The organism is Paenibacillus sp. FSL R5-0486, assembly GCF_037975155.1.
Classification (GTDB): Bacteria; Bacillota; Bacilli; order Paenibacillales; family Paenibacillaceae; genus Paenibacillus; species Paenibacillus amylolyticus.
Genome location: NZ_CP150237.1, coordinates 3802189 through 3827241 on the forward strand (window position 1 = coordinate 3802189; position 25053 = coordinate 3827241).

Sequence of the window (25053 nt, forward strand, 5' to 3'; positions counted from 1 at the left end):
AGCGAATGAAGATCAGATGGAATAGATGCTGGGCAAACCGGACCTGAAATCTCATACTCTAAAATAGGCTTACGACCGATTCCCAATATTTCTACCTGGGAATCGGTCGTTTAAATTTAGACTTGATACTGTAGTTCATCGGCTGCAACTCTTGTCGAAGGACAAGAACATTAGGAGGAAATATGAATCAGAAAGAATTTGAATCAGTCATCAATCTCCCTGCAAATATTCGTTATGAATACTTCATCAAAAAAGTAGTGGATTCAGAAGAAGTGTGGGGGCTTTATGAGAATGCTTGGTCAGTTACTGAAGATGATAAAGGTAATAAATTACTTCCATTTTGGCCTAAAAAAGAATTCGCGGAATACTGTGCAACTGATGGTTGGGAAATTTACTCAAGTAAAAGTATGGATTTGTACGAGTTCATAGACGATTTTCTACCCAATTTAAAAAAAGAGGGTTTTAAACCTTCAATATTCTTAAATAATGCTGATTCTGCTGTATTAGAAGTCGATATACTAATTGAGGATTTAAAGACAGAACTTGAAAAATACTAACTTAAAACCTCAACGAAGGAGTTTGGAAAACCATGAAAAATACGAGACGTAAACGAATAAAATTGGGTGATATCTACGCTATACTTCTGCCTAACGCTAAGTTTGCCTTTGGGAGAAGGCTTAAAGATGCCAGCATTGCAATCTATAATGTGATAAGTGACACGATAGAAGAGATACCTCAAGAAGAGGAATACCAATTTATCGTGGGTGTATATGATGATGTACTGAAATCAGGTGATTGGCCGGTCGTTGAAAATCGTCCATTCCCGGATGAAAAAGAGGCTTGGCCCCCACCTGCCTGTATCATTGATAAGATATCAGGAGGGTATGAAATATATCATCTGGGAGAGATTAGACCTTCTACTCGCGAAGAATGCGAAGGATTAGAGATTGCGGCTGTTTGGGAAGCCCATCATATTGTTGATAGAATAATGGGAGATGATAAGTGGCACCGAGACCCGAATAAATAGTGTACGAGTATACCATCTGTGGTTCCAGAAATCAGGTGTAGCGGTTTAAACCGCTTTTTCACTTTCCAATACAAACATTAAGTCACGGCCTACACACGTTTCTATAGGGGTAACACCAAGCGCTTCAACCATTTGCTCTGTTAAAGTACACTCTTCTGGCATCTTATATAAACAAAATCAACCGAGCCAAGCCCTCCTTTTACAAAGAGGGGCTTGGCTTGTTTTGCATTCAGATGTAAGTAATAATGCAAAGTGAACTTGACACATAATGCAAAGTGAACTATGCTAAAAATGCAAAGTAAACATTGCAAGGACGTGATCACTTGAAGACAAGAATTGCAGAACTGCGTAAGCAGCATAAGCTGTCACAGGAAGAGCTGGGACGAATTGTTGGTGTTACCCGGCAAACCATCACCTCTCTTGAAAGGGGAAAATATACGGCTTCCCTTATTCTTGCTTACAAAATTGCCAATTTTTTCGGACTCGCCATTGAAGATGTTTTTGATTTCAGCGAAGTGGAGGAAATGTAAATGGACAAATACAAGATTAAAATAAAAACTCGCAAAAACGTACTGTCACTGGTAGCCGCTGCTACCCTATTGATCTATGTAGGACTTATATTTTACCGAGGTGGACTACCCGATTTACCTAGTTTTATAAAGGGTTTTCACACAGGCGCTTTTATCGGGGTTGAAGTGGCCGTCGCTTTTTTCCTGGTCAGGTATATAAAAGCCAGTAATAATGAAGCCGAGCTGAAGAAGCAGTATATTGAGGAGAATGACGAGCGGAGTGTAATGATACTCCAGAGAGCCGGCACACTCAGCACAGCAATCATTCTCATTGGTATGGGCATTGCCTCCGTGATCGCCGGTTTCTTTAATCCCTTGATATTCTACACCTTACTAACTTGCTTATTATTTATTTTAATCGTATTTTTTGCACTGTGGATGTATTATGCGAGAGAAATTTAAGGTTTAGATCAATGTTGCTCATACAACCAAAACGAATATACTTAATAACAAAGTTGTCGAGGGACAAAAACATGATCCCATTAAAGTCGCTATTTAGCGGCTTTTTTGTTTTATCGGTACAAGAACATCTTCCGCTTATCGATTAGATGAATATCTATAGGCCGGTGAGACTTTCTCAACAGCATGGAAGCAGGAATTTCCCCGCTGTTCTGATAATATAGGGCCTTGACCTTCACATGGGCTACCCAGGAATATTCGTAATGGCTAATTTTGCATTATGCATAAAACAAGACATAAATAGTTTTGATCTTTTATGATCAAGTTATCGTTAATTAGTTTGAGGGGGTGAGGGAGCGTTGGATGATGAAGAGTTAATTCATGAGATTCGTGAAGGTAGTCGGGCTGCAATGGAAGTTTTGGTGAAGCGGCATTACAAGTCGATATTTTCATATGTGTACCGAAAAACGGGAGATTATCATATCTCTTTTGATCTAACTCAAGAGGTATTTGTAAAAATGATGAATTCATTGGAGAATTATCGAGATAACGGAAAATTCAGTCACTGGTTATTGAAAATAGCAGTGAATCATTGTATGGATTATTTTCGTGGGCGCGAGTTCAAGCAACAACTCAGAGAGAGTGAGTTAACAGAAGAGGCGCTCCCAGCAAGTGAGCACCAGAATGTGTGGAACATATTCTATAAACGGCTTCAGAACGATAAGGTCAGGCTGGCGGTACAAAGTTTGCCTGAGCACCAGCGGGACGCAGTCATTCTGAACTATTACAACGGGCTAAAGATCAAAGAGGTTGCCGAGCTGACGGGATCGAATGAGTCGACAGTGAAATCACGTATACGCTTGGGCATAACAAAGTTAAAAGAGATCATTGTGGGAGGTGAGCGGGATGAAACGTACAGAAAACGAAGATAGAAGGAAGCGTCGAGCTGAATTAGAGATGGAGGAGTACGCCGAAATTGCCCCTTTTTTGGATGACTATGTGGTTGAATATCCATCCGAGATGGAGATCGATAGGACGATAAGGGCCTTGGATGCACATATGCCGGGACAGATGAATGTTCATCTGGAGCAATCACCGGGGAAATCATTTACTGAACTGTTCCAACTCGTTCGGGGTGAGGTTATGGTTTTCCACAAATCGTACTGGCTAGTTTGCGCATTGCTTCTGTTGTGCGGATTCTGGTTGGGAACCCGCAGCACAATATCCCCATACATGAGTGGACTTATTCTGGTACCTGTACCTTTTATTCTCGGATTACTGGAAGTATTCAAAGGTCGGGATCAGGGGCTGATGGAGATCGAACTGACCTGTAAAATTACGGCACAACAGCTAATGCTGACTCGTCTGATCGTCGTGCTTGCAGGAAATATGGTATTTGTTCTGCTTCTTATGCTATTGGTATCTGGCGGAAGAGGAAGTTTCATCTCATGGAGTGGCGTCGGTCTGTGGTATACCCAACTGATGATTGCGGCAGGGGCTAGTTTGTGGCTGGCTATGCGTGTTCGGGGTGGAACAGCTGTTAGTATTTTCTTGGTCGCATGGTTTGGGCTTTTCTGGCTTATGTTAAGCAATCCCCGATTTGTTACTTTAGTACAATCTATCCAGACCCCAGTACTTATTGCAATCGCATTATGTGGAGTGGTTCTGTTGATCAGTCAGATCCGGCAGATGACGCGAAAATATACATCACAAACGGAAAGAGGTTATTCCTTTGAAATTGACCATGGATAACGTATCCAAGAAGTATAGAAACAAGTGGGCCGTGAAATCGTTCACGCTAGAGCTGTCCAGCGGTGGCGTCTATGGCCTGCTTGGACCAAATGGAGCGGGCAAAACAACGCTGCTTCGCATGCTTGTAGACATCGCCAAGCCAACGTCCGGACAAATTATGCTGGATGGGCAACCCATTGAACAGATGGGGGATCGTTATCGCGATATATTGGGCTATATGCCGCAGCGCTTTGGATTTTATAATCGTTTCAGTGCTCATAAATTTCTCATGTACATGTGTTCGTTAAAAGGACTGAGTACGAATCAAGCCGCTATTCGAGTGCAGGAGACATTACGTATGGTTGATCTGGAAAAGCAGGCACAACATAAAATTCGTACGTTCTCTGGCGGTATGAAACAGCGGCTCGGAATTGCACAAGCCTTGCTAAATGATCCGCAAATTCTAGTTCTCGACGAACCTACGGCTGGCCTTGATCCGAAGGAACGTATTCGATTTCGTAACATTATCGGTGAGTTGGGAAGAGACCGGATTGTACTGTTATCGACGCATATTATCTCTGATCTGGAGTTCTCGTGTAAGGAAATGATCCTGATGAATGAAGGTCAACTGATTACTCAGAACACACCGGAAGCGATCATGAACAGTATGCAAGGCAGCGTTTGGACTGCAACGTTAACAGAACAGCAGCTTGCCGAACTCACCTCTCGTTTCAAGGTAAGCGGATTGTCCTATCAGTCCGATGGTATTGTGGCGAGAATCTTGGCAAAAGAACGGCCTGTCCCACAAGCTATGCCAGAGGCCCCTCGGCTTGAAGACGTATATATGCACTATTTTGATGAGGAGGCGACATCGTGATTCGTTTGACCGGATATGAATTTGTTAAAATAATGACGCGTAAAAGTATCTATCTTGCACTCACCGGGCTACTAATGCTGCTTGTTCTGTATGCCTATCTCGGACATCCGGGGCCGATGAAGGGTACATCGTTCTACAAACCCTATGAAGGAGCCATTACGGCTGAGAAGGTTCAGGCTGCACAGGAACAGTTACAAAACAAGGGTTATAGTGATGAAGCGAATCAGAATCGATATGGCGTATTTTATGAGATTTCCATGTTTTCGCCGGAATTCATAAAAAACTACACCAAAACTGATGATAGCGGAAATGTCATGGAACGGACCGTAAACGTCACTGAAATTCACTACAATAAACCTTGGGGTTATCTGTTGGAATACATTGATCAATTTGGCGTGCTTTTTATGATGATCATGATTTTGCTGGGACTGGCTCCCGTATTCGCAGAGGAATATGCATTGGGAACGGCAGCATTGGTACGCAGCAGCAAGCGAGGGAAGAGCCAAATCGTATCGGCTAAATTGATGGCTTCAATAGTATATATTGTCCTATGCGTCATCTTGTTTACAAGTATCAACTTGCTAATCTACTGGTTGAGGTTTGGGAATTTGGCTGGAGCAGATACTCCAATACAGAGTGTAGGCATGTACTTTCAAAGCTTCGATTATGAGTACTCGCCTTATAGGTTGTCTGCGCTCCAGTATTATGTAGTTCAGTTGGTCACACACTTGGCAGGCAGCCTGATTTTTGGATGCGTTGTGCTATGGGTTTCTTCGCTCAGTTCAACGGCGTTTGTTGCCATAATCATTAATGTGGCTATTGTAGGCGTGCCCTATCTGGCATTTGATGTGATGAACTTTAACCCGGGATGGGCGAAGTGGATTGAGGAATTTTCCTTCAGTACGATGATGCGGGTAACGAGACTGTTTCAAACTCCAGTAAACTACTCCATATTCAGGGTGGAGGTGTCATATCTACAGTTGTATTTGCTTATTATGACTGTAGTTACAGCTGTAGTTGTACTTGGTACATATCGAGCGTTCCGTAATCGTGAGGTATTTTCTTGATTTGAAGCACTATGAGGAACATGATGTATTACACAATTAGGTCCGCAGATTCTGCGGACTTCTTTTCATATGAATAAGCATGGCAGTGTCCCCAGCTGAGGACAAGAACTTGGTTCCATTGCCAAAAGGACAAGAACATTGTGTCATATTAGATTAGATATTCATCTAAATAGTAGCATGATGGAACTCCTATGGCGAGATAAAACCCACATTAATATAAGACTTCGTTTGAATAACGATTTTAAGAACATGGTACCGATGTCGATTAGAACATTTATCTGTTTCATTAAGCTAACGGGCAGAATAGTTTCGGTATGTGGTATTATTTGTTTGATGTAGTAAACTAAAGCTTGAGACAAACATCAGTCAGTGTTTTCCAAAAAAAAGGTAAGCATAACGATCAAAGTTTTAAAAGGGAGTGAACTATATTAATATACAGCATCCCTATTTACGACAAATTCAGCTTAAGCGGCAACAAGTACCCACCTATAATCGTTACCCCTTTGATTTGGCGGTCATTCGAAACCTAAATACTCTTGATTTTCACCCCAAGGTAACCTATATCGTAGGTGAAAATGGGATGGGCAAATCAACACTGATGGAGTCCATTGCTGTCGCATGGGGATTTAACCCGGAGGGTGGGACGATCAACTTTTCCTTTTCAACCCAGGCTACTCACTCGAGCTTATACGAATATATACAATTGATCAGAGGTCCGCGACGCCCGAAGGATGGCTTCTTCTTCCGGGCAGAGAGTTATTATAATTTAGCCACAACGATCGATGAGTTGGACAGCCAACCATCATTCGCTCGCCCTATTATAGAATCTTACGGTGGCAAGTCCTTGCATGAGCAATCTCACGGAGAGTCGTTCTTTTCCACTTTCATTCATCGGTTCGGAGAGAATGGATTATATATACTGGATGAGCCTGAGGCTGCATTGTCTCCCCTTCGCCAAATGGCGATGCTGACACGAATCCATGAACTTGTTTTGCAAAACTCTCAATTTATAATTGCGACCCATTCCCCAATCCTTATGGCATACCCAGATTCGATTATTTACAATCTAAAGCCAGATGGTATCGAAGTCCAAGTATTGGAAGAAACCGACCATTATATGATTATGAAAGAGTTTGTGAATAACAAGGATAGGATGCTCAGAGAGTTATTCGAGTAAGCTAAATATTAATTCCACTGTTATCCTATAGAATCTAAAAGCTTAAGAGAGATCGTTACAAAGAAAGCGATCTATTGTCGAGATTAAGCTAACGGGAAACGTTAGCTTAATCAAACTTAATAAGGCATCAAATTGATCATCTGCTGATTTCAACTAGCGGACTGACAACAGGGATCGTTGCAGAAATGCTAACGATCCTTTTTTGTATATGTTTACGTATGAGTATTTAAATCACGAAAAAGGGCTCCTCCGTAGACTAGGAGCCCCAAGTGCAGGTCAGCGATCACGTACCTGGATATAAAGGGAAAACAGTGGGTGTTGCCCGGCAAAGTGATGTTTTTATTTTTCACAGTCCGATCGGTAATTTTGTGATGCTGAGTATCTTACATGCTGTAAGCTTAGTAGAAGTGACTTTGTAGAACCATTCAAACGCTCTACACAGAGAAACAACGGATCGAACAGGAAGAACGGTACGGTATACTTCAATTACTTGAAGAACGGTTTATGCCCATTATATAAGCCTATTGGCAAGAAGATGGGGAGATGTATAACTATATTGGATTTTTATGGAAATACAAGGTATAGAAAACCGCTGCCTCTATATATTTTAAAACAGAAGATTCGATTTTCTGGCATGGGTGCTTGTAGGTGGGAATGCATGTTTCATTATTTTCTGAAGATAAGCAGAAACATTGTTAGGATTGCAACTGTGAAGCATTCGTCCTAAATCGAGGAAGTATAAATATACTATTCTCTATTTTCATCATCTAATCGCCGACGAAATATCAAAGCCGAAACAGCAAATATAATAAAAGATAATGTTGAAGCAGCAGTAACCATCTTCAACACACTTCCTATTGGAGGGTTAAACAACAGAGCAATTGAGATGATTAAAACAGCACCTGTTAAACCCATTCCCAAAATCGAGATCGCTAAAATCTTGTTCATCAAATCACCTCACAGATTGAAATAGAGTTTCTCATTGCATAATAATAGTTTAATACATGATGAATTAGTATAGAATGTAACAAAAAGTATAGCAAAGATTTAGTAGCGATTGCTTCCGAGAATGGGGAAGCAATCGCTATGTTTTTTTGCGGATTTTTTTATTTTTTTGTCCGCCACATGTGTACAAAAAATAAAAATGATGATACATTGAATTTAGTTTATTTCCTTTTGTAACAGGGTTTTTTCGAAGAATACTGTGTCTCCTGTACGAGGACATGCGTATATCGAGGAGGGAATGGAATGTCAAGTCAAGCATTGGACCAATTTTTAAGTTCGAACATCGAAGATCTAAAGACTAAAGGTCTATATAACGTCATCGATACGCTACAGGGTGCAAATGGTCCTGTTATTCGTATCAACGGAAAGTCCTTAATCAATTTGTCTTCCAATAACTATTTGGGACTGGCAACAGATCACCGCCTGATTGATGCTTCAGTTAAGGCGTCGCAGACATACGGGGCAGGCGCAGGGGCTGTGAGAACAATTAATGGTACGATGGATCTTCATATTGAGCTTGAAGAAAAACTGGCCCGTTTCAAAAAAACGGAAGCCGTTATCGTGTATCAATCGGGATTTAACTGCAATATGGCTGCTATATCCGCGGTAATGGACCAGCATGATGCGATTTTATCAGATGAGCTGAACCACGCTTCGATTATTGATGGTTGCCGCCTGTCGAGAGCCAAGGTGATTCGCTTTAAGCATTCGGATATGAATGATTTAAGACAGCAGGCGAAAGATGCCAAGGAATCCGGTCAGTACCATAAAATTATGGTCATCACCGACGGGGTTTTCTCCATGGATGGTGATATAGCAAAGCTGCCTGAAATCGTGAAAATAGCAGAAGAATTCGATCTGATTACTTATGTGGATGATGCCCACGGTTCGGGCGTTCTCGGAGCAGGTGCGGGAACCGTGAAGCATTTTGGATTGTCCGACCACATTGACTTTCAAATTGGTACTCTTTCCAAGGCGATTGGGGTTGTCGGCGGTTATGTGGCGGGTAAAAAACAACTGATCGAATGGTTGAAGCTGAGAAGCCGTCCGTTTCTGTTCTCGACATCGCTACCTCCGGCTGCAATCGCTTCTTGTAGCACTTCTGTCGACATTTTGATGAATGACAAAGAGCTGATCGAGAAGCTGTGGGAGAACGGCAATGATTTGAAAAATGGCTTGAGCCGGCTTGGATATGATGTAGGCCAAAGCGAAACGCCGATCACACCTTGTATCATTGGCGATGAAGTAACCACCCAACAGTTCAGCAAACGGCTTTATGAAGAAGGCGTTTACGCCAAGGCAATCCTGTTTCCGACGGTTCCGAAAGGAACCGGAAGAATACGCAACATGCCGACAGCTGCCCATACCAAGGAGATGCTCGATCAGGTGATCTCCGTTTATGAGAAAGTTGGCAAGGAAATGAAGCTGATTTAGCTGCATTCGCGGGAGTACATTTCGGGAGGAATGTCTTATGAACAAGATTTTGGTGACCGGAGCACTGGGCCAAATCGGTTCTGAGTTAGTTGTTAAATTACGTGAAATTTATGGTGCGGATCACGTCATTGCTACAGATCTCAGGTCATCAGCCCACGAAATTACCCGATCCGGGCCATTCGAGCTGCTGGACGTGACGAATGATAAGGCGATGTTCGAAATCGCCAAGCGGTACGAAGTTGATACCGTCATCCATTTGGCTGCGCTGCTGTCGGCTACCGCAGAGGAGAAACCGCTGCTTGCCTGGAATTTGAATATGGGTGGATTGATGAATGCACTTGAAATATCCAGGGAGCTCGGCTGCCAATTTTTCACTCCAAGCTCCATTGGATCTTTTGGTCCTTTGACTCCGAAAGACAATACCCCTCAGGATACGATCCAGAGGCCCAATACGATGTACGGCGTGAACAAAGTGTCCGGCGAACTGCTTTGTGATTATTATTTTCACAAATACGGCCTGGATACTAGGGGACTGCGATTCCCGGGTTTGATATCTTATATGACGCCTCCCGGCGGAGGAACGACGGATTACGCCGTGGAAATTTATTACGCAGCCGTGACGGCTGGCCGGTATACATCTTATATCGCCAAGGACTCAAACATGGACATGATGTATATGCCGGATGCCCTGAACGCTATCATCGATTTGATGGAAGCGGATTCTTCCCGGTTGATGCACCGAAATTCATTTAATGTCACCGCAATGAGCGTGGATCCGGAGGCGATCGCTGCAGCGATTCGGGATGAGCTTCCAGGCTTTATCCTCGATTATGACGTTGATCCGAAGAGACAGGCGATTGCCGATAGCTGGCCGCATTCCATTGATGCGACGGCAGCGAAAACAGAATGGGGATTTCATGCTCGCTACGACCTGAAGGCCATGACGAAGGATATGCTTTCACATCTAAGCGAGAGACAAATGCTTCGCAAGGCTTAAAGTTATTATGAATTCGATCGAAGAGTGACATCGCTAAAAAAAGCAAGAAAGGGGAACTTATAAAAACAAAAACAGAACGAAATTGTCGAGGGACAAGAACATTGTTCCATTAAAGTCGCTATTACAGCGGCTTTTTTTGTTTTAAGGACAAGAACGTTGTGTCATTTCGGATTAGGTATCTATCTAAATAGCATCATGATGAAGATCATGTGGCAAGAAAAAAGCACATGAATTTAAGAATTCGCGCGGAATAACGTTTTTTTAAAAATAAGTTTTTTTCTGGTAAAGGCCAATCAATCTGCGCCAACCATCGGGACGCGAATATGTGCTTAGGGGTTCCACCTAAGATCGTGAATGCAAATTTCATAAGTACAAAAAGACACTTGCCGCATTCAAGCTCAACATCATAAAGGAAGCAACCGATTATTTGCTATTTTGGATTAAGATTAATTTTACAAAATATGGATTATAAATAATCTTCGGTTTAATGAAATCAATTGTATGTAAGTGAGAATTTATACTTAACGGGGATATTCTGCTTTGTAGTGGTGGTAATTACCCATTAAGCAAGTTGATTCAAAGTATGGTGAAACAGGCGGGCCATCCTACCAACCTGAACTCTCTCGGCTGCAAACATTATTCTATGCCTGCCTAGTTCTGACAGATCTAAGCAGGGAGTCGAGCCAGATCAGATTCGGCAAGAATAGCCTTTCTGTTCAGATCATACTAGTTTATTATCAAGTATCCTTCAGCAAGTCAACCATGTTAGAATAGTGAATTTCACTCAGTTGCTCGATAAAGTTATCTACCCTGTAGTTCTCCGGTTCAACTATCCAGAGACAAATTACTCCTACCAATCCAGATATCATGTATTCGATGCCAATTTTTATCTTCTCATCGTGGCGATGATCGCCGATTCCCGAAAAAATGATCGTTTTAAAAGCCTCTTTCAAGTAAACGGAGAAGTTTGGATAAATATTTTGAGTGATCATTGTCTTAAAGAATATCATATTGGCTTCAATATCGTCGAAAATCGTTTTTAACATGGTCGCAAACATATCTTTATCCATCTCATGAATTGAACTCACTTCCAGGCTTAAGCAAGCATTTAAACTCTCCACGTTTTCCTGAAATAACTTCTCCATGAATTGAGGTTTATCTACATAGTGCAAATAAAATGTGTTGCGATTTATCATCGCTTCTTTGGCAATGTCCTGCACAGTAATTCGTTCATAGCCTTTGGTTTGTACTAATCTCAGAAACGCTTCTTTAATGGCTTTCCGCGTTTTGAGAATGCGCAGATCCACTTTATCTTTACCCAATTCGTGCTTCCCCTCCATAAATAATAGTCGGATTTATCAAAAGTGATGTTTAATTAACACATTGAATTATATCAACCATTGAGCCCTTTAAGGGTACGTTTTACAATTAAAACTGTCAATTGAACTCACTAACTCATTCATAAAAGGAGAATCATAAATGAAAACACTGGCGATTGTTGGTGCAGGTAAGGGATTAGGATTATCTATTGCGAAGAGCTTTGGCAAGCGCGGCTTCCAAGTGGCATTAGTTGCAAGAAATGCTGCAAAACTGCAAGATATGGTGGAGGAACTGAAAGCGGATGGTATCGAGGCATCTTATTTCGTAGCAGATATTTTTAACAAGGAACAGATTGAACAGGCTATGACCAACATGAAAGAAAAGTATGGTCAGATTGATGTGTTGGAATTCAGTCCAACAGCAGGCAATTATCCTCCCACTTCTGTATTGGAGTTAACGGCGGAGAACGCCAGGGACGCATTTGAGGCGAATGTGGTTAGTGCCATCCATGTCGTCAATACGGTTCTCCCTGATATGCTCGCCAGGAAAGAGGGAGCCTTGCTCTTTACCTCAGGATTATCCGCCATGTACCCTGTGTCCATGATGGGGAATATCGGTATTGCTCTTTCAGGGTTACGCAATTATGTTACTAATCTTCATACTTCATTGTCTGCTCAAGGGATTTTTGTGGGCCACCGCTCATTAGGTTTATTGATCAAGGAGTCAGGTACCGGCGCAATTAATGATCCGGATGTAATTGCAGAGATGTGGTACCAGGCCTATGTAGAGAAAAACGTATGGGAGGAAGAGTATCCTAAGGGTGTTACCCCCGAAACCATTCTGTTTTAAAATTGGTGATGATTTTAGCGTTATATGCAGCTAACAAAGCCAGAATTGGTTGATCTACTGATTCGGATGGAACAGTATATTGCATATCAGAATCAGCATTGGCTGAAAAGTGAATTTGAGAAGTTTGTCAACGAATGAATCCTATCTCTATCGCTTTAACAAGCAATAACCTCCAAAGAAAAGGGCAGATTAACTAATTTCTGCCCTTTTAAGAATTTAACATAAATGTTAATTGACGGAGCAAGTTGAGTGTGATAGCATAGCTTTAACTTAAAACGAAAAGGCTATGATGAGAAATAGTAGCTATTAGGGATCTCACAGAGAGAAGATGGTTGGTGCGAATCTTCATTGATCTAATAGCGAAGCAGTCTCGGAGCTGTGAACCGAACAGAGGAATCTCAGTAGGCTTCAACGGAGTTCCACCGTTATTCAGGAAACAATATCGGAGATATCCCGTATTGATCGAGTGCAGAGAAATCTGAATTTAGGTGGTACCACGGACATAATCGTTCGCCCTAAGTTGACATGAAATATGTCAGCTTAGGGCTTTTTTGTTTTATTCTTTTTCGTTTAAACATATGCAAAATCATTTTTCAAGTATAAATAATAATAAAATGGAGGTATTGAGCATGGTTAAAATGACACCAGATGAATTAAGAAAATCATACATTGACTTTATGAAAGGAATAGGGGCTAGCCAAGTGCCCTCTTCTAGCTTGTTGCCAGAGAATGATCCCTCAACACTGTTTACGGGAAGCGGAATGCAACCTATGGTTCCATATTTATTGGGGGAAAAGCATCCAATAGGCAATGACATTGCTAATATTCAGAAGTGTTTAAGGACAGGCGATATTGATGAAGTAGGAGATACGTCGCATCTGACATTTTTTGAAATGGTAGGTCGATGGGAGTTTAAAGCAAATGAAAATCACTATAAGAAAAAGCAAATCGATGCCGTTTGGAATTGGCATATTAAAGAATTAGGAATTGATCCTGGCAGACTATATATCAGTGTTTTTATAGGAAGTGATGATTTGAATATACAGAAAGATACGGAAACCATTCAAATCTGGTCAGAAAAATTTAAATCAGTTGGTATAGAACCTATCGTTGAAGATGATCCGTATCAATATGGGGCATCTAGAGGTGGGAAAATATTCTTATACGATGAAAAAGAAAATTGGTGGAGTCGATCCGGAAGTCCAGTGGATATGCCTGTTGGTGAACCCGGTGGGCCTGATAGTGAAATGTTCTACGATCTTGAGCCAGATGGTGATTCACTGGATCATCCTGCTTCTGAAAGCGAGAGATTTTTAGAAATTGGGAACAACGTATTTATGTGTTACAAAAAAGAAGACACAGGATTTGTAAAAATGCAAAATCCCAATATTGATTATGGAGGTGGATTAGAAAGGGTTGCAACAGCCCTTAATAGTGACAAGGATATTTATAACACGGCTTTCTTCTTTAATCCCAAGATAAAATTGATGGAGATAAGTGGTAAACAATATACTGACGATTTAAAGTCGTTTAGAATCATACTTGATCATGTGAGAGCGGCTACTTTTTTAATTAATGATGGTGCAGAACCAGCGAATAGTGATGCAGGGTATATAACAAGAAGATTATTAAGAAGGGCGATTCGAGCAGGTAAAAAGATAGGCATACAAGGCAGTTTTGTGGGTAAGTTGTCTGAAGTTTATATCGATGAAGCAACAACTTATGAAGATTTGACGGATAATAAAAAGAAAGTTATCGAAATAATAAATAAGGAAGAAAATCTTTTCTATAGAACTTTACAGCAAGGAGAATTTGAAATACAAAAACATCTTAAGAATAAGGGTAAAGTTACAGGTGCAGATGCTTTTTATTTTTACGAAACATATGGGTTTCCCTTGGAGTTGACGGAAGAGTTTCTAACTGAAAGTGGATATAACATGGAGGATAAGGCTTCTTATTTAGAGGCGGCAAAGAAACATGCCGAAAAGAGCAGAACTGCTTCTGCGGGTAAATTTAAAGGTGGACTCGCTGAACATTCAAAAGAAACAACAGCGCTGCACACGGTATCTCATTTATTACTTGCTGGTTTAAGGGAAGTGTTAGGTGATCATGTTCATCAACAAGGCAGTAATATTACTTCAGAACGATTACGGTTTGACTTCAACCATGATGAAAAACTTACGCCAGAGCAAATAGCTGAGGTGGAAAAGTATGTGAATGATGCGATTTCATCAAAAGCAGTTACCTATATTTCCGAGATGCCTAAAGTTGAAGCAAAAGAAAGTAATGTGGAAGGGAATTTTTGGGATAAATATCCGGATATCGTTAAAGTGTATACAATCAAAGATAACGAAGGGAAAGTTTGGAGTCGAGAAGTATGTGGAGGACCTCATGTAGAAGATACAACAAACTTAGGAAAGTTCAGTATTAAAAAAGAACAATCTTCTGCTGCTGGAGTTAGAAGGATTAAAGGAGTAATTAATAAATATTTCCAAAACATGGAACAATAGCTGATGTTTTAGGATTGCCATTTGCAACAACGTTATGAGTTGCCGGGAATCCAGGATGAATGATAAATCCGGCAATCGAAGAGGGTTTGAAATCGCTTGGCCTTTCCGTTGGCGGGATTAAGTCCGAATTGCTTTTTTAATGCAAGAAAGGGGAACTTATAAAAACAGAACGAAAATCGAGCTATATAGTGTATGACACTAAATGTTGAGGGACAAGAACATGATCCTATTGAAGTCGCTATTTTAGCGGCTTTTTATTTTATCGGACTAAGTTCTTGTCCCGAGCCAAGGACAAGAACTTAGTCCGATTGCCGATTAGGCTAAAATCTAATTGTTATTTTGCCTGTTAATTCATTAAGCTAACGGGCAGGTGGTTTAACATGAAAGCTCGTTATTATATAATTAGAAAAATCATTTTTCCTGGAAGATAATAACGAAAGAACACACAAAAAATAACGGTTGCGATCCAGAGGAGAAGAAGTAATCATGTGTGACAAGACAACGCAAAAAAGTTGACTTCATTGAAGTATTCTTATTTAAGATATAAGAATGTATATGTTTCACCTCATAACTTATCTTTGTATGGGGAGAAGATCTGTTACAAAGTTTGCGGCCTGTAATAGAACTCACCAAAAATGTCCCGCCGGGTAAACAAAATGCGAGCAATTGGTGTATATTTCCAATATAATGAGATGGGCGGGAATTGTACATTTTTTCGGGGGGGAAGATCTTTAGTATGTGTATAGGAAAAAACAAGCGGGGCTTATACAATAACATTAGAAATTGTAAGCGCTTGCTTTTAATTCAGAGGGAGAGTACGATGCATTCAATGAATTACCGTAATCCCGTAATCGCCGGAGAATTGAGCGCTATTCCTGGAGCGAGCGCGGGAATGCCTACATGCTAGATGATGAGGCGCTCCCGTGTTCGCGTGCCTCAGCCAGCGGCTTCACCGGCATCTACCTGGGGCTGCGCGCCTCGGGCAACGGTACAGAGAACGCCAGCCCTACTTATTATGAAGTATTTTATTATTCCAATACCAAAGGAGATGCCTTATGAATCAACAACAACTACCTAAGCCCCACCAGCCGCTCGTAACCCACATCTTCACTGCTGACCCGTCCGTCCATGTCTACGAGGGCAAAATCTACATCTATCCTTCCCATGACCTCGATCATGACGAGCCGAGCAACGATAACGGCGACCAGTATAAAATGGAAGACTATCATGTCCTCTCGATGAACAACTTCGATTCCCCGGTGGTTGATCACGGCGAAGCGTTGCATCTGAGAGATATTCCGTGGGCCTCCAAGCAGCTCTGGGCACCAGATGCCGCTTATAAGAACAATACCTATTACCTGTTTTTCCCGGCACGGGATCATGACGACATCTTCCGTCTGGGTGTGGCAACATCAGAGTCTCCGGCAGGCCCGTTCACACCGCAACCGAATTATATGGAAGGTAGCTTCAGTATCGATCCGGCCGTACTGGTGGATGACGACAATCAGTCATACATCTATTTCGGCGGACTCTGGGGTGGCCAGTTGGAGAAATGGCAGACCGGCAGCTTCGTGCCAGATGCAGAAGGACCTGCTCCTGACCAGCCGGCGCTTGGACCGCAAGTTGCACTGCTTAGCGACGACATGCTATCCTTCCAAGGCAAACCTGCCGAGATATCTATTGTCGATGAAGACGGGAATCCGATTCTGGCTGGGGATGAGGAACGGAGATATTTTGAAGGCCCATGGGTGCATAAATATAACGGCTATTACTACCTGTCCTACTCTACAGGAAACACGCATAAGCTCGTATATGCGATCGGCAAGAACCCGATGGGACCATTCACGTTCAAGGGCGAGATTCTCTCTCCGGTTATCGGCTGGACAACCCATCACTCCATTGTGCAAGTTGAAGACAAGTGGTATCTGTTCTATCACGACAGCTCCCTGTCGGAAGGCGTCAACCACAAGCGCTGCGTTAAATATTCCGAGCTGAAATACAACGAAGACGGAACGATCCAGAAGATCAACCCTTATCCGGGTGCTGAGTAAGCTGACAGGTTAGCGGAAACAGATAAGATTACAATATAAGGCATAATACATGAGGCAGCTCCTGACGGGGCTGCTTTTTTGATAGGAGGAGGATCAGTTGTTTCACTCAAACTTGGAGAAAATCTCTGCTGAACAAAGAATACTTCAGCAGTATACTGATTGAATTAATAAATTTAACTTAATTAAACATTAGGATTAAATCCAAAAATCTGTCTTCTATTACCAATGAAGAGAAAATACAGTTAACCGATCTTCTCAAGAAACTTGGACTAGGTGCCAGTAAGATCAACGAATGAATTGAGATGAAACCAACTTTTGGTTTCTAGGCCTCCATGGAACTCATATGGAAGGACAGACAAAGATGGAACAATATCGTATTCACCAAGAAAAAGGTATGGAAATCGGTCTCTATTTTATTTAACAGGCCAGCGCATCTCTGCACAGCAACGGATTTATGAAGACTTTGCAACGTTGGATCTGATTTCAAATGGACGTGCGGAAATTGTAGCAGGACGTGGTTCACGTCTAGGTGCGTATGAGTTATTAGGTTTTGATGTGAGTAACTATGAAGAATTGTTTGAAGAGAAATTGGCTTTACTGCTGAAGATTAACGAAGAAGAGCGTGTTACATGGCAAGGTGAATTCCGGGCACCACTACATCATGCCGAAATCATCCCCCAACCATTACATGGGAAAATGTCGATATGGCGTGCAGTAGGAGGACCACCAGCAAGTGCGATTAAAGCAGGTTTAGCAGGATTACCCATCTCCACAACGAGTGTCATGTACGTAGCTAAAGATAGCCAAACAGCCTTAAGTGAATACTACCCATATATTAATAACGTTACTGTTCAATTGAGAGGCAGTGGTTACCCTGAGCAACAATTCTTGGCTGCTACCGATTATCGAGATGCACTCTCGGATGACTATAGCGCTGCTGCATCAAAGCGGATTAGCGCCTCTAAACAGTATGCTACGAAGAATGAAATATGTCGCTGTTAGGTGTTTTCAAAAAATGTCATGTTATATTCCTTAATAATAGTGAAATAATGTCGATAAAATTATATAGTCCAATAGGAGAGGGGAAAACAATGCAAGTTTATAAGGGGCAACCCTATTGAATCTTACTCCGGTTATGAAGTATCAATTCAAAAAGGAAAGTTGAGGTTTTCGTATGAAAAAGAAGTTAATCAGTCTCATGGTAGCTACCCTGGTTTTTGCAAATGTTGGTGGGGTGGTGGCTGCTAAGAATTATGAATCCTTGCCACAAGCGGTTTGGACTCAAACACCGAATGAAGATTACATACCGATTCAACCAGAGAGTTTTTATGTGCCAGGAAAAGATACGCTGTACTTACATGTTGGAGAAGAAAGATTCTCTGAGACAAAAGCTTGGTCACCCGATACACTTCGAGCCGTAGATCCCAAAACAGGAAAGATTAAATGGGTATTCTCGTTTGCAAAGGCGGGATACGGATGGCCAAGTACAGAATATCCTTTTGCTTATGCACCAGACGGTACGGTATACGCCTATTTCTCATTTCCAGGAATTCTTTATTCTGTGAGCCCTGCAGGGAAGGAAAATTGGAGTAAGCGCGTAGGACAAGATCTAGGGGCATTTGACGGCAAGTTATATCGCATGAGTGACGGAAACTTAATTATTGCAGGTCAGAAATCGAATACAATCGGTGCAGAAACGGTACAACTACTATCTTTCGATAAAAATGGCAAGCAGAAAGCAAGTAAGGTGGTATCCGGAAAGCTAACTACTGTGTCGAAGAACCAAATCGCCATAGAGCTGTTAACAAAGCAAGGCAATGCTCAAAAAGTTGAAGTATACAACTCTTCCTTACAGCGCTCATTTCAATACACATTCCCAAAGGGAGCAGGAGTCAACTTTTATACTGCTTTTGCACTCGATGATGGTACTTTTGTGTTTTCAGTATATCAAGCAAATACGCGTAAACTAATAGCTTTATCTCCAAAAGGTTCCGCTATCTGGGGAAGAACAATCGATCAATTTGGGTTTGCTTTCCAAGCTGGGGATGATTATATGGTATTTAATCCTCAAACCAAAAAATTAAGATTGTTCAACCAGAAGGGTTTAGTAAAGGATAGGGTACTATCGAATTTTAATATGTCTGAGGGAGACGGTCTGCCGACAGCAAAGAAAACGGTAGAAGGAAACCTATATGTAGATTTGCTTACCACCCAGTATATTTTAGATGTAAAAACTTTGGCCTCTATTCACGAATTTAATGGAGTAAAAGGGTCTGTATTGGACTACCGTGAGAATAGTGTCTTAGTATACGACTGGAATGAGAATAGGATCTCAAAGCATTTATTGAAATAAGGTTTTAACAAATTCTAAAAAACAAACCGACAACTGAAACAAGTCAGTTATCGGTTTGTTTGATATCATATGATCCAGGTGACCTGTGCTACTCCTTAATAAAGTCAGCCATCAATTCATGAATGATTTCTTTACTGCTCTTCACTTCAGTGATCAGATCAAAAATAGTCCGATTAACGATTAGATGAGTATCAAAATAAAAAAGCTATATAGAGGAGAGTGGGCTTTAACTCGGGTCAGTAGCGCTACAGGGGAATACTTAACCCATAGAAAGGGATGAAATAGTTGTTTACTTAGATACGTATTGTGTCTTATAATTTTTGAAAAGATACATATTGTATCTTGAAAAAGTTTGTATCGCACAAGTAATGTAAGGGTGCTCGCATCTTGGTTCCAGTTTTTGTAGAAAGAGGGGACGACCGATGGAAACGAAAAAAACGCCTTGGCAGGCACCGGAATTAGAGGTGCTGGAATATGATCCATCGTCCTGATGATCATACTTCAAATTGAAAATCGTATTCTTGCTCAAAAGGTCGCCTGTGGGCGGCTTTTTCGATGCTCAGATGAGGGATAAGAACGTAGCCAGCCTCCTGTTGATGTAACATTTGTTCGAATACATTGCGAAATTCGTTACGCCGCTCGACAAACATTGTCCAATTGAGGCCTCCACGAAAAAATGATATCTCCAAAACGGCTTATACAGACAGTTCATAATTATAACGGAACCTGTTCTTTCAAATCCAGTGGTTGAAACACATGTGATGCATCATCGTAAACGGCTCTTTTTTTGTCAGCTTCAAATGGACGGAGGTGAAGGAGTCAAAAAATACTCTTCTCTAAATACGATTGAATTGTGCATGATCAGATTCCCTTCGCTTCGTAAGTCATTTGGAAGGAAGCATTGCTTACGGACAGTATGTCTGTATTTTTCGGCGCATTCAACCATATATTGGATTCGTTTATTATGTTAAAGAGGTTCTACACCATTTATAGCGTTGTGAGAGGGGAGTGATCATTTTGAATACTTCTAAACAAATGATGTCTCATAATTCCAATGATCGTTTTAGTAAACTTGGAATTTATAGCGTCCAAAGTGTCTTTATTATTCTGTTCTTGCTGTTAACCCCTATCTACTATTTGAACAAATGGGACTTTAAACGTCACAAAAAGCGGAATCCTTTCTACACCAGTAAATTGGTTCGATTGCAAGAGCGTTATCCGATTTTCTACGAATTGGCCATGTACGTTCAAAATTTTCCTATTCCTCGTAATGTTTATAAAGTTTTACCCCCTTTAAAGGGCGATGTTCTTCAGGTGGGCTGTGGTACAGGTTTATTGAACAAGTATCTTCGCAAGCAGAAGGATGTTCGTTTTCTCAACATGGATCCGAATATAAATGCTCTAAAACTTGGAAAGAAGTGGGGAAGGTTTAATTCTTATATCCATGCTTTCATTGATAAACCGACTTCTTTACCTGATCATAGTTGCGATATGATTTTGTTTGCAAGAAGCTTTCATCACATTCGCTATCACAAAAAAGCCTTCATAGAGAGCTGCAGACTGTTACGTGACGGTGGATCTATCATTATTGCGGACCCGGTTGTTCTCAAGTCTCTTTCAGGTTCTGTAACGGACGGTGGTTATATGGCGAACTCTTCGATTGATGGTGTAATTTGGAGATTTACCAAAGAAACATTAATTACTCACATAGAGCGCTGTCTTCCTCCTGAATTAAAGATAGAATCAGTAACCGAAACGAGACAAGTGCATGTAACGAATTATAATTTATTTGTACCTCAGACAGATATCGTAGTGGTACTGCGAAAAAGGGAGGCTGTATACAATGACAACTAAATTTATTTATGGTGTTTGAAATCTGCAACATTATTCAATGTTTATCCGTTGCTCAGCCAGAAACATGTCTTGCGGATAATATAGCTAAAGGTATCTCTCCACAGAGGTGCCTTTTTTTGTTTTTAGGAACCAAGTCTTGTCCCAAGCTGAAGACAAGATCATTGTGTAGGCTGCAACGTTTGTCGTGTCAAGGGAAGATGAGTTGCACGGGAATAACGGCGTTCTTAGGAGAATAGATATCATCCATTTGTTCACGTAACAGCTTTACGGCTGTTCGTGCCATTTCCTGTTCATCCTGCTGCACATAAGCTACGCCTGAAAGATGTGGATTATCAAAAGATAGCAAGTCGATATTTGAGTGAACGTTCAGAAGACTGATCGCGGCGGATGTAAGGCGTGCTGTTTCTTCAGTCAAGGAAAAGGCTGCCGAAATTTCACTGTGGTTCTGCAAGAAGTTGCTTACATAGTCCAATGCTTGCTCGCTGCGTAGAATGTCGAGAGGGATGTGACACCACAAGCTCTTGTCAATCGAGATGCCTTGATCTGTGTACGCCTGCTCAAAGCCGAGCGTGCGATCCTCGACGGCTGTATTGGCATTTTCAGGTGAGATGAGCGCAATCTGCTGATGACTCTTGGATAACAAATGGGATACAGCTTTATACGCACCGCCGTAATTGTCGGATGTAATGGTGTACGTCTCAATGTTGCGCAGATAGCGGTCGATGAACACACACGGGAATTTATCGAGCGACAGACCCAGTAATGATTCGTTATACTTCTCATCTTCTGTTGGAAAAACGATCAACCCCTTCACACCGAGCTCCGTTAGTGTACGAATGACGTTTGATTCGATAGAGGAGGACTCGCGCGTGATGCTTAGTACCATGCTGAGGCAGGCTTCTTGTAGGAAGTGTTCCGTGTAGTCAACGAGCTTCTGAATGACACGGGTTCTCATCGTCGGAATGATGAAGCCGATGAGCGGCATGGAGCACGCGCTGCTTGGGGATGGCGAGAAATTGATGCTAGAAACAACAAGACTAGAAGACACGAATGAGCCTTTGCCTTGTACGCGTATAATTAATCCTTCGTCAGCTAGTAGGGTTAGGGCGTTCCTGACGGTTATTTTACTTACTCTGAATTCGTCCATTAGTTCTTGTTCAGAAGGAATGCGGTCCGTTGGCCGAAGCTGCCCTGATTTAATTTTCTGTATAATGTTTTCTCGAATTTGTTTGTAGAGCGCCAGCTTTTTCAAAGAGTAGCATCTCCCCATAAACTTTATGATTTTATAATCAATTGGTTATATAAAGCTTATTTCATATATATTATAATACGGCATGTAAAGCGCTTACAATATGGAATCTGAGAAATTGTTGCGAAGGGGTCTTTTCTTTGAAAGGTTAGAATTATGTTAAGGATGGTGGTGCCAAGATGGATTGTAACCGCTTAAATTAACAGAACTAACTAGTCAGCCGACTTTTCAAATGCATAACAAAAAAGAGAGGATGACGAACAAATGAAAAAACGCAGTGCTTTAATCTCCATCGTTACTCTCCTGATTATGTCACTTGTTTTTACTGCATGTGGTAATCCTTCTGGTTCAAAAACGGAAACACAGCAATTAGGCGCTAATGCCGGTGAGAATGCAACAGAATTATCATTTTGGACATTCGCAGATTTGCACGGCAAGCATTTGGATAAAATGCTGGGGTTATGGAACCAACAGAACCCAGACAAACAGATTAAGTTGAATGTAACGGTTATGCCTTACGATGATATGCACAACAAGCTCTTATTGGCAGTTACAAGCGGAAAAGGTGCTCCTGATATCGCGGATATTGAGCTTGGTCAATTCCCTAAATTCTTGGAAGGTGACAACGTTCCCCTGGAATCTTTGAATGATGTATTTGCACCATACAAAGACGTTGTTGTTTCTTCACGTGTCGAGATTTACTCCAAAGCTGATCAGGTTTATGGCTTTGATTATCACGTAGGTGCTACGCTTGCTTTCTACAACACTGAAATTCTCGAACAAGCAGGTGTTGACTACAAGACAATCAAAACGTGGGAAGATTACAAACAAGCAGGTATCAAGGTTTACGAAAAGACTGGCAAGTACTTAGGTACTGCTGATACATCAGCTTCGTGGCAAGCATCGCTGCTACTAGCTCAGCAAAATGCCGATTTTACAGATGAAAATGGTAATCCAAAAGTGAACTCGCCTGAAATGATTAAAGCGTATGAAATGTTAGTCGATCTGCAGAAGAACAATGTTATTCATACGATCCCTGGCGGACAACCCGACACAGAAGAAGCAAAAGGTGAATATAACAAAGGCAACTACGCAAGTGCATTGATGCCTGAGTGGTACATGTCCCGCTTTGTAAACGAAATGAAAGACCTTAAAGGTAAGTATGCAATAGCTCCATTGCCTGTATTCGAAGAAGGTAATCCTCGTTCCGTTGGCTTAGGCGGTACTGGCACAGTTGTTACTAAGAATGGTAAAGACGTTCAGTTGGCAAAAGAATTTGTAGCCTTTGCTAAGCTTTCGAAAGAAGCTACTACAGAAATCTGGAATACACTTGGATTTGACCCAATCAACATGGAAGTATGGAAAGATGATGCAGTTACGAAAAACCCTGAAAATGAATACGTCCAATACTTTAAAACAAATGCATTTGATACTTTGAATGAAATCAAAGACGAAATTAGAGCGATTAAGTCCGTTAAAGCTTCACCAACCATCGGCAATATATTCAATACGGTTACTTTGAATGCTATCTTTGAAGATGGCCAAGACGTGAAGGAAGCGTTGGATGAAGCACAAGCAGCAATTGAACAAGAATTGAAATAAATATAATAAGTAAATGATTTGATTAAACCTGTCGGCAGGTACAGTGGTCGGCAGGTTTAACCATAGTCAAGGGAGATTGAGAATATGATAAAGAAATTTGTATACTCTCAAAAAGTTGCACCTTATGTTTTTGTATTGCCATTTATACTCATATTTTTGATATTCTGGTTTTTTCCGCTTGTAAATTCATTCGTAATGAGCTTTCAAGATAGGATGCTGGGACAGGATCCTAAATGGATTGGTGAAGCAAATTATTCGAAATTACTTACTGATAAAGTGTTTTTGACATCTATTAAAAATAGCGTTGTGTACATGTTAGGAACCTTAGTGCTGTTGATTCCTTTTCCCATGTTATTCGCCGTTATGATCAACAGTAAGTTAATGATGGGAAGAGAGTTTTTTAAATCTTCTTTCTTTCTCCCTGCATTGACATCTGTCGCAGTTGCGGGTACCATTTTCCGTCTTACATTCGGTGAGATGGAAGGTTCATTAATGAACAGTTTCCTAGGTCTATTTGGTGTAGAGCCTATCAAATTTTTGAAAGACGGAAATTGGAGTATGGCAGCACTGTTAATCCTCGCATGTTGGAGATGGACAGGCGTTAATATGCTTTACTATCTATCGGGTTTGAAAAGCATTGACAATGAATATTATGAGGCTGCTTCAATTGACGGTGCATCTGCTTGGCAGAAGTTTAGAACGATCACAATGCCATTATTGAAGCCGACCACGGTATATGTTACAACAATTAGTGTTTATGCAGGTTTAGCAATGTTTACCGAGAGCCTGATGATGTTCAACGGTAACAAATCACCCCAAAATATTGGCTTAACCATTGTTGGATATCTGTATAGACAAGGGATTGAGCAGAATAAGCTGGGTTACGCAGCTGCAGTTGGTATCGTTCTGTTAATCATTGCTATGGTTATCAATTTAACGCAATTGAAATTTAGTGGAATGTTCAAAAAGGAGGAGGATTAAA

General features: G+C 41.2%; 21 protein-coding genes, 1 pseudogene and 1 other annotated feature. Of the genes and pseudogenes, 19 read left to right on the forward strand and 3 right to left on the reverse strand.

Going from position 1 to position 25053, the window contains the following annotated elements; all coding sequences use genetic code 11:
- The first annotated feature begins 182 nt into the window (after positions 1 to 182).
- The 9 genes from MKY01_RS16865 to MKY01_RS16905 all read left to right on the forward strand — a co-directional run bounded on the left by MKY01_RS16865 (position 183) and on the right by MKY01_RS16905 (position 6847).
- The gene (locus tag MKY01_RS16865; protein ID WP_127549260.1) at positions 183 to 557 is read left to right on the forward strand and encodes a DUF2750 domain-containing protein; all 375 of its coding nucleotides are present in this window, start codon (positions 183 to 185) and stop codon (positions 555 to 557) included.
- A 32-nt stretch (positions 558 to 589) separates the two neighbouring features.
- Positions 590 to 1027 carry an Imm26 family immunity protein gene (locus MKY01_RS16870; protein ID WP_339282718.1) on the forward strand — a complete coding sequence of 146 codons (438 nt, stop codon included), beginning with the start codon at positions 590 to 592 and terminating at the stop codon, positions 1025 to 1027.
- Positions 1028 to 1350: 323 nt separating this feature from the next.
- Positions 1351 to 1557, forward strand: coding sequence for a helix-turn-helix transcriptional regulator (locus MKY01_RS16875; RefSeq protein ID WP_036613900.1), 207 nt, complete (start codon positions 1351 to 1353; stop codon positions 1555 to 1557).
- A complete protein-coding gene (locus MKY01_RS16880; protein ID WP_339282720.1) occupies positions 1558 to 1998 on the forward strand; it encodes a hypothetical protein in 441 nt (146 codons plus the stop codon).
- Positions 1999 to 2354: 356 nt separating this feature from the next.
- Positions 2355 to 2927 (forward strand): sigma-70 family RNA polymerase sigma factor, encoded by a 573-nt coding sequence (locus tag MKY01_RS16885; protein WP_339282721.1) that lies wholly within the window; start codon positions 2355 to 2357, stop codon positions 2925 to 2927.
- Positions 2902 to 3747, forward strand: coding sequence for a hypothetical protein (locus tag MKY01_RS16890; protein WP_221821440.1), 846 nt, complete (start codon positions 2902 to 2904; stop codon positions 3745 to 3747). The genes MKY01_RS16885 and MKY01_RS16890 overlap by 26 nt, the downstream gene beginning before the upstream one ends.
- Entirely contained in the window at positions 3728 to 4603 is an 876-nt protein-coding gene (locus MKY01_RS16895; RefSeq protein WP_221821441.1) for an ABC transporter ATP-binding protein, read from the forward strand. Before MKY01_RS16890 ends, MKY01_RS16895 begins: the two co-directional genes overlap by 20 nt.
- Positions 4600 to 5670, forward strand: coding sequence for a hypothetical protein (locus tag MKY01_RS16900; protein WP_339282724.1), 1071 nt, complete (start codon positions 4600 to 4602; stop codon positions 5668 to 5670). Before MKY01_RS16895 ends, MKY01_RS16900 begins: the two co-directional genes overlap by 4 nt.
- 427 nt (positions 5671 to 6097) lie before the next feature.
- Positions 6098 to 6847 carry an AAA family ATPase gene (locus MKY01_RS16905; RefSeq protein ID WP_047844356.1) on the forward strand — a complete coding sequence of 250 codons (750 nt, stop codon included), beginning with the start codon at positions 6098 to 6100 and terminating at the stop codon, positions 6845 to 6847.
- 747 nt (positions 6848 to 7594) lie between these two features.
- Here MKY01_RS16905 and MKY01_RS16910 read toward each other — a convergent pair.
- Entirely contained in the window at positions 7595 to 7795 is a 201-nt protein-coding gene (locus MKY01_RS16910) for a hypothetical protein (RefSeq protein WP_076250515.1), read from the reverse strand.
- A 300-nt stretch (positions 7796 to 8095) separates the two neighbouring features.
- On the opposite strand from MKY01_RS16910, the gene MKY01_RS16915 reads away from it, so the two are divergent.
- Both MKY01_RS16915 and MKY01_RS16920 read left to right on the forward strand, forming a co-directional pair.
- Positions 8096 to 9286 (forward strand): glycine C-acetyltransferase, encoded by a 1191-nt coding sequence (locus MKY01_RS16915; protein ID WP_339282726.1) that lies wholly within the window; start codon positions 8096 to 8098, stop codon positions 9284 to 9286.
- 37 nt (positions 9287 to 9323) lie between these two features.
- The gene (locus MKY01_RS16920; protein WP_076250511.1) at positions 9324 to 10283 is read left to right on the forward strand and encodes an L-threonine 3-dehydrogenase; all 960 of its coding nucleotides are present in this window, start codon (positions 9324 to 9326) and stop codon (positions 10281 to 10283) included.
- A gap of 737 nt (positions 10284 to 11020) precedes the next feature.
- Here MKY01_RS16920 and MKY01_RS16925 read toward each other — a convergent pair.
- Positions 11021 to 11605: a TetR/AcrR family transcriptional regulator gene (locus tag MKY01_RS16925; RefSeq protein WP_051447337.1), complete on the reverse strand. Its 585-nt coding sequence runs from the start codon at positions 11603 to 11605 to the stop codon at positions 11021 to 11023.
- A gap of 157 nt (positions 11606 to 11762) precedes the next feature.
- Between MKY01_RS16925 and MKY01_RS16930 the strand changes: the two genes are divergently transcribed.
- The 6 genes and pseudogenes from MKY01_RS16930 (at position 11763) to MKY01_RS16955 (ending at position 21220) form a co-directional block, all read left to right on the forward strand.
- Positions 11763 to 12452, forward strand: a complete 690-nt coding sequence (locus tag MKY01_RS16930) for an SDR family NAD(P)-dependent oxidoreductase (protein ID WP_339282728.1) — start codon at positions 11763 to 11765, stop codon at positions 12450 to 12452.
- A gap of 277 nt (positions 12453 to 12729) precedes the next feature.
- Positions 12730 to 12973, forward strand: a binding site (T-box leader).
- A gap of 108 nt (positions 12974 to 13081) precedes the next feature.
- The gene (locus MKY01_RS16935; protein ID WP_339282729.1) at positions 13082 to 14962 is read left to right on the forward strand and encodes an alanine--tRNA ligase; all 1881 of its coding nucleotides are present in this window, start codon (positions 13082 to 13084) and stop codon (positions 14960 to 14962) included.
- 1055 nt (positions 14963 to 16017) lie between these two features.
- Positions 16018 to 17013, forward strand: a complete 996-nt coding sequence (locus MKY01_RS16940; RefSeq protein WP_339282730.1) for a glycoside hydrolase family 43 protein — start codon at positions 16018 to 16020, stop codon at positions 17011 to 17013.
- A 394-nt stretch (positions 17014 to 17407) separates the two neighbouring features.
- Positions 17408 to 17931: pseudogene (locus MKY01_RS16945) on the forward strand (LLM class flavin-dependent oxidoreductase); the annotation flags it as partial.
- A 256-nt stretch (positions 17932 to 18187) separates the two neighbouring features.
- Positions 18188 to 19366 carry a hypothetical protein gene (locus MKY01_RS16950; protein ID WP_339282732.1) on the forward strand — a complete coding sequence of 393 codons (1179 nt, stop codon included), beginning with the start codon at positions 18188 to 18190 and terminating at the stop codon, positions 19364 to 19366.
- Positions 19367 to 20383: 1017 nt separating this feature from the next.
- On the forward strand, positions 20384 to 21220 hold the full coding sequence (locus tag MKY01_RS16955) for a class I SAM-dependent methyltransferase (protein WP_076250501.1): 837 nt from the start codon (positions 20384 to 20386) through the stop codon (positions 21218 to 21220).
- Between the two features lie 187 nt (positions 21221 to 21407).
- Here the strand turns inward: MKY01_RS16955 and MKY01_RS16960 are convergent, their stop codons facing one another.
- Complete coding sequence (locus MKY01_RS16960) at positions 21408 to 22472, reverse strand: GntR family transcriptional regulator (protein WP_339282734.1); 1065 nt, start codon at positions 22470 to 22472, stop codon at positions 21408 to 21410.
- Positions 22473 to 22733: 261 nt separating this feature from the next.
- On the opposite strand from MKY01_RS16960, the gene MKY01_RS16965 reads away from it, so the two are divergent.
- Together MKY01_RS16965 and MKY01_RS16970 are read left to right on the forward strand one after the other, a co-directional pair.
- Positions 22734 to 24071 carry an extracellular solute-binding protein gene (locus MKY01_RS16965; RefSeq protein ID WP_315372013.1) on the forward strand — a complete coding sequence of 446 codons (1338 nt, stop codon included), beginning with the start codon at positions 22734 to 22736 and terminating at the stop codon, positions 24069 to 24071.
- An 84-nt stretch (positions 24072 to 24155) separates the two neighbouring features.
- Complete coding sequence (locus tag MKY01_RS16970) at positions 24156 to 25052, forward strand: sugar ABC transporter permease (RefSeq protein ID WP_315372012.1); 897 nt, start codon at positions 24156 to 24158, stop codon at positions 25050 to 25052.
- The last annotated feature ends 1 nt before the right edge of the window (position 25053 follow it).

Coding starts and splice junctions, on each gene's coding strand:
- MKY01_RS16865 (WP_127549260.1), top strand. CDS start 183: ATGAATCAGAAAGAATTTGAATCAGTCATCAATCTCCCTGCAAATATT.
- MKY01_RS16870 (WP_339282718.1), top strand. CDS start 590: ATGAAAAATACGAGACGTAAACGAATAAAATTGGGTGATATCTACGCT.
- MKY01_RS16880 (WP_339282720.1), top strand. CDS start 1,558: ATGGACAAATACAAGATTAAAATAAAAACTCGCAAAAACGTACTGTCA.
- MKY01_RS16890 (WP_221821440.1), top strand. CDS start 2,902: ATGAAACGTACAGAAAACGAAGATAGAAGGAAGCGTCGAGCTGAATTA.
- MKY01_RS16910 (WP_076250515.1), bottom strand. CDS start 7,795: ATGAACAAGATTTTAGCGATCTCGATTTTGGGAATGGGTTTAACAGGT.
- MKY01_RS16915 (WP_339282726.1), top strand. CDS start 8,096: ATGTCAAGTCAAGCATTGGACCAATTTTTAAGTTCGAACATCGAAGAT.
- MKY01_RS16920 (WP_076250511.1), top strand. CDS start 9,324: ATGAACAAGATTTTGGTGACCGGAGCACTGGGCCAAATCGGTTCTGAG.
- MKY01_RS16930 (WP_339282728.1), top strand. CDS start 11,763: ATGAAAACACTGGCGATTGTTGGTGCAGGTAAGGGATTAGGATTATCT.
- MKY01_RS16935 (WP_339282729.1), top strand. CDS start 13,082: ATGGTTAAAATGACACCAGATGAATTAAGAAAATCATACATTGACTTT.
- MKY01_RS16940 (WP_339282730.1), top strand. CDS start 16,018: ATGAATCAACAACAACTACCTAAGCCCCACCAGCCGCTCGTAACCCAC.
- MKY01_RS16950 (WP_339282732.1), top strand. CDS start 18,188: ATGAAAAAGAAGTTAATCAGTCTCATGGTAGCTACCCTGGTTTTTGCA.
- MKY01_RS16965 (WP_315372013.1), top strand. CDS start 22,734: ATGAAAAAACGCAGTGCTTTAATCTCCATCGTTACTCTCCTGATTATG.
- MKY01_RS16970 (WP_315372012.1), top strand. CDS start 24,156: ATGATAAAGAAATTTGTATACTCTCAAAAAGTTGCACCTTATGTTTTT.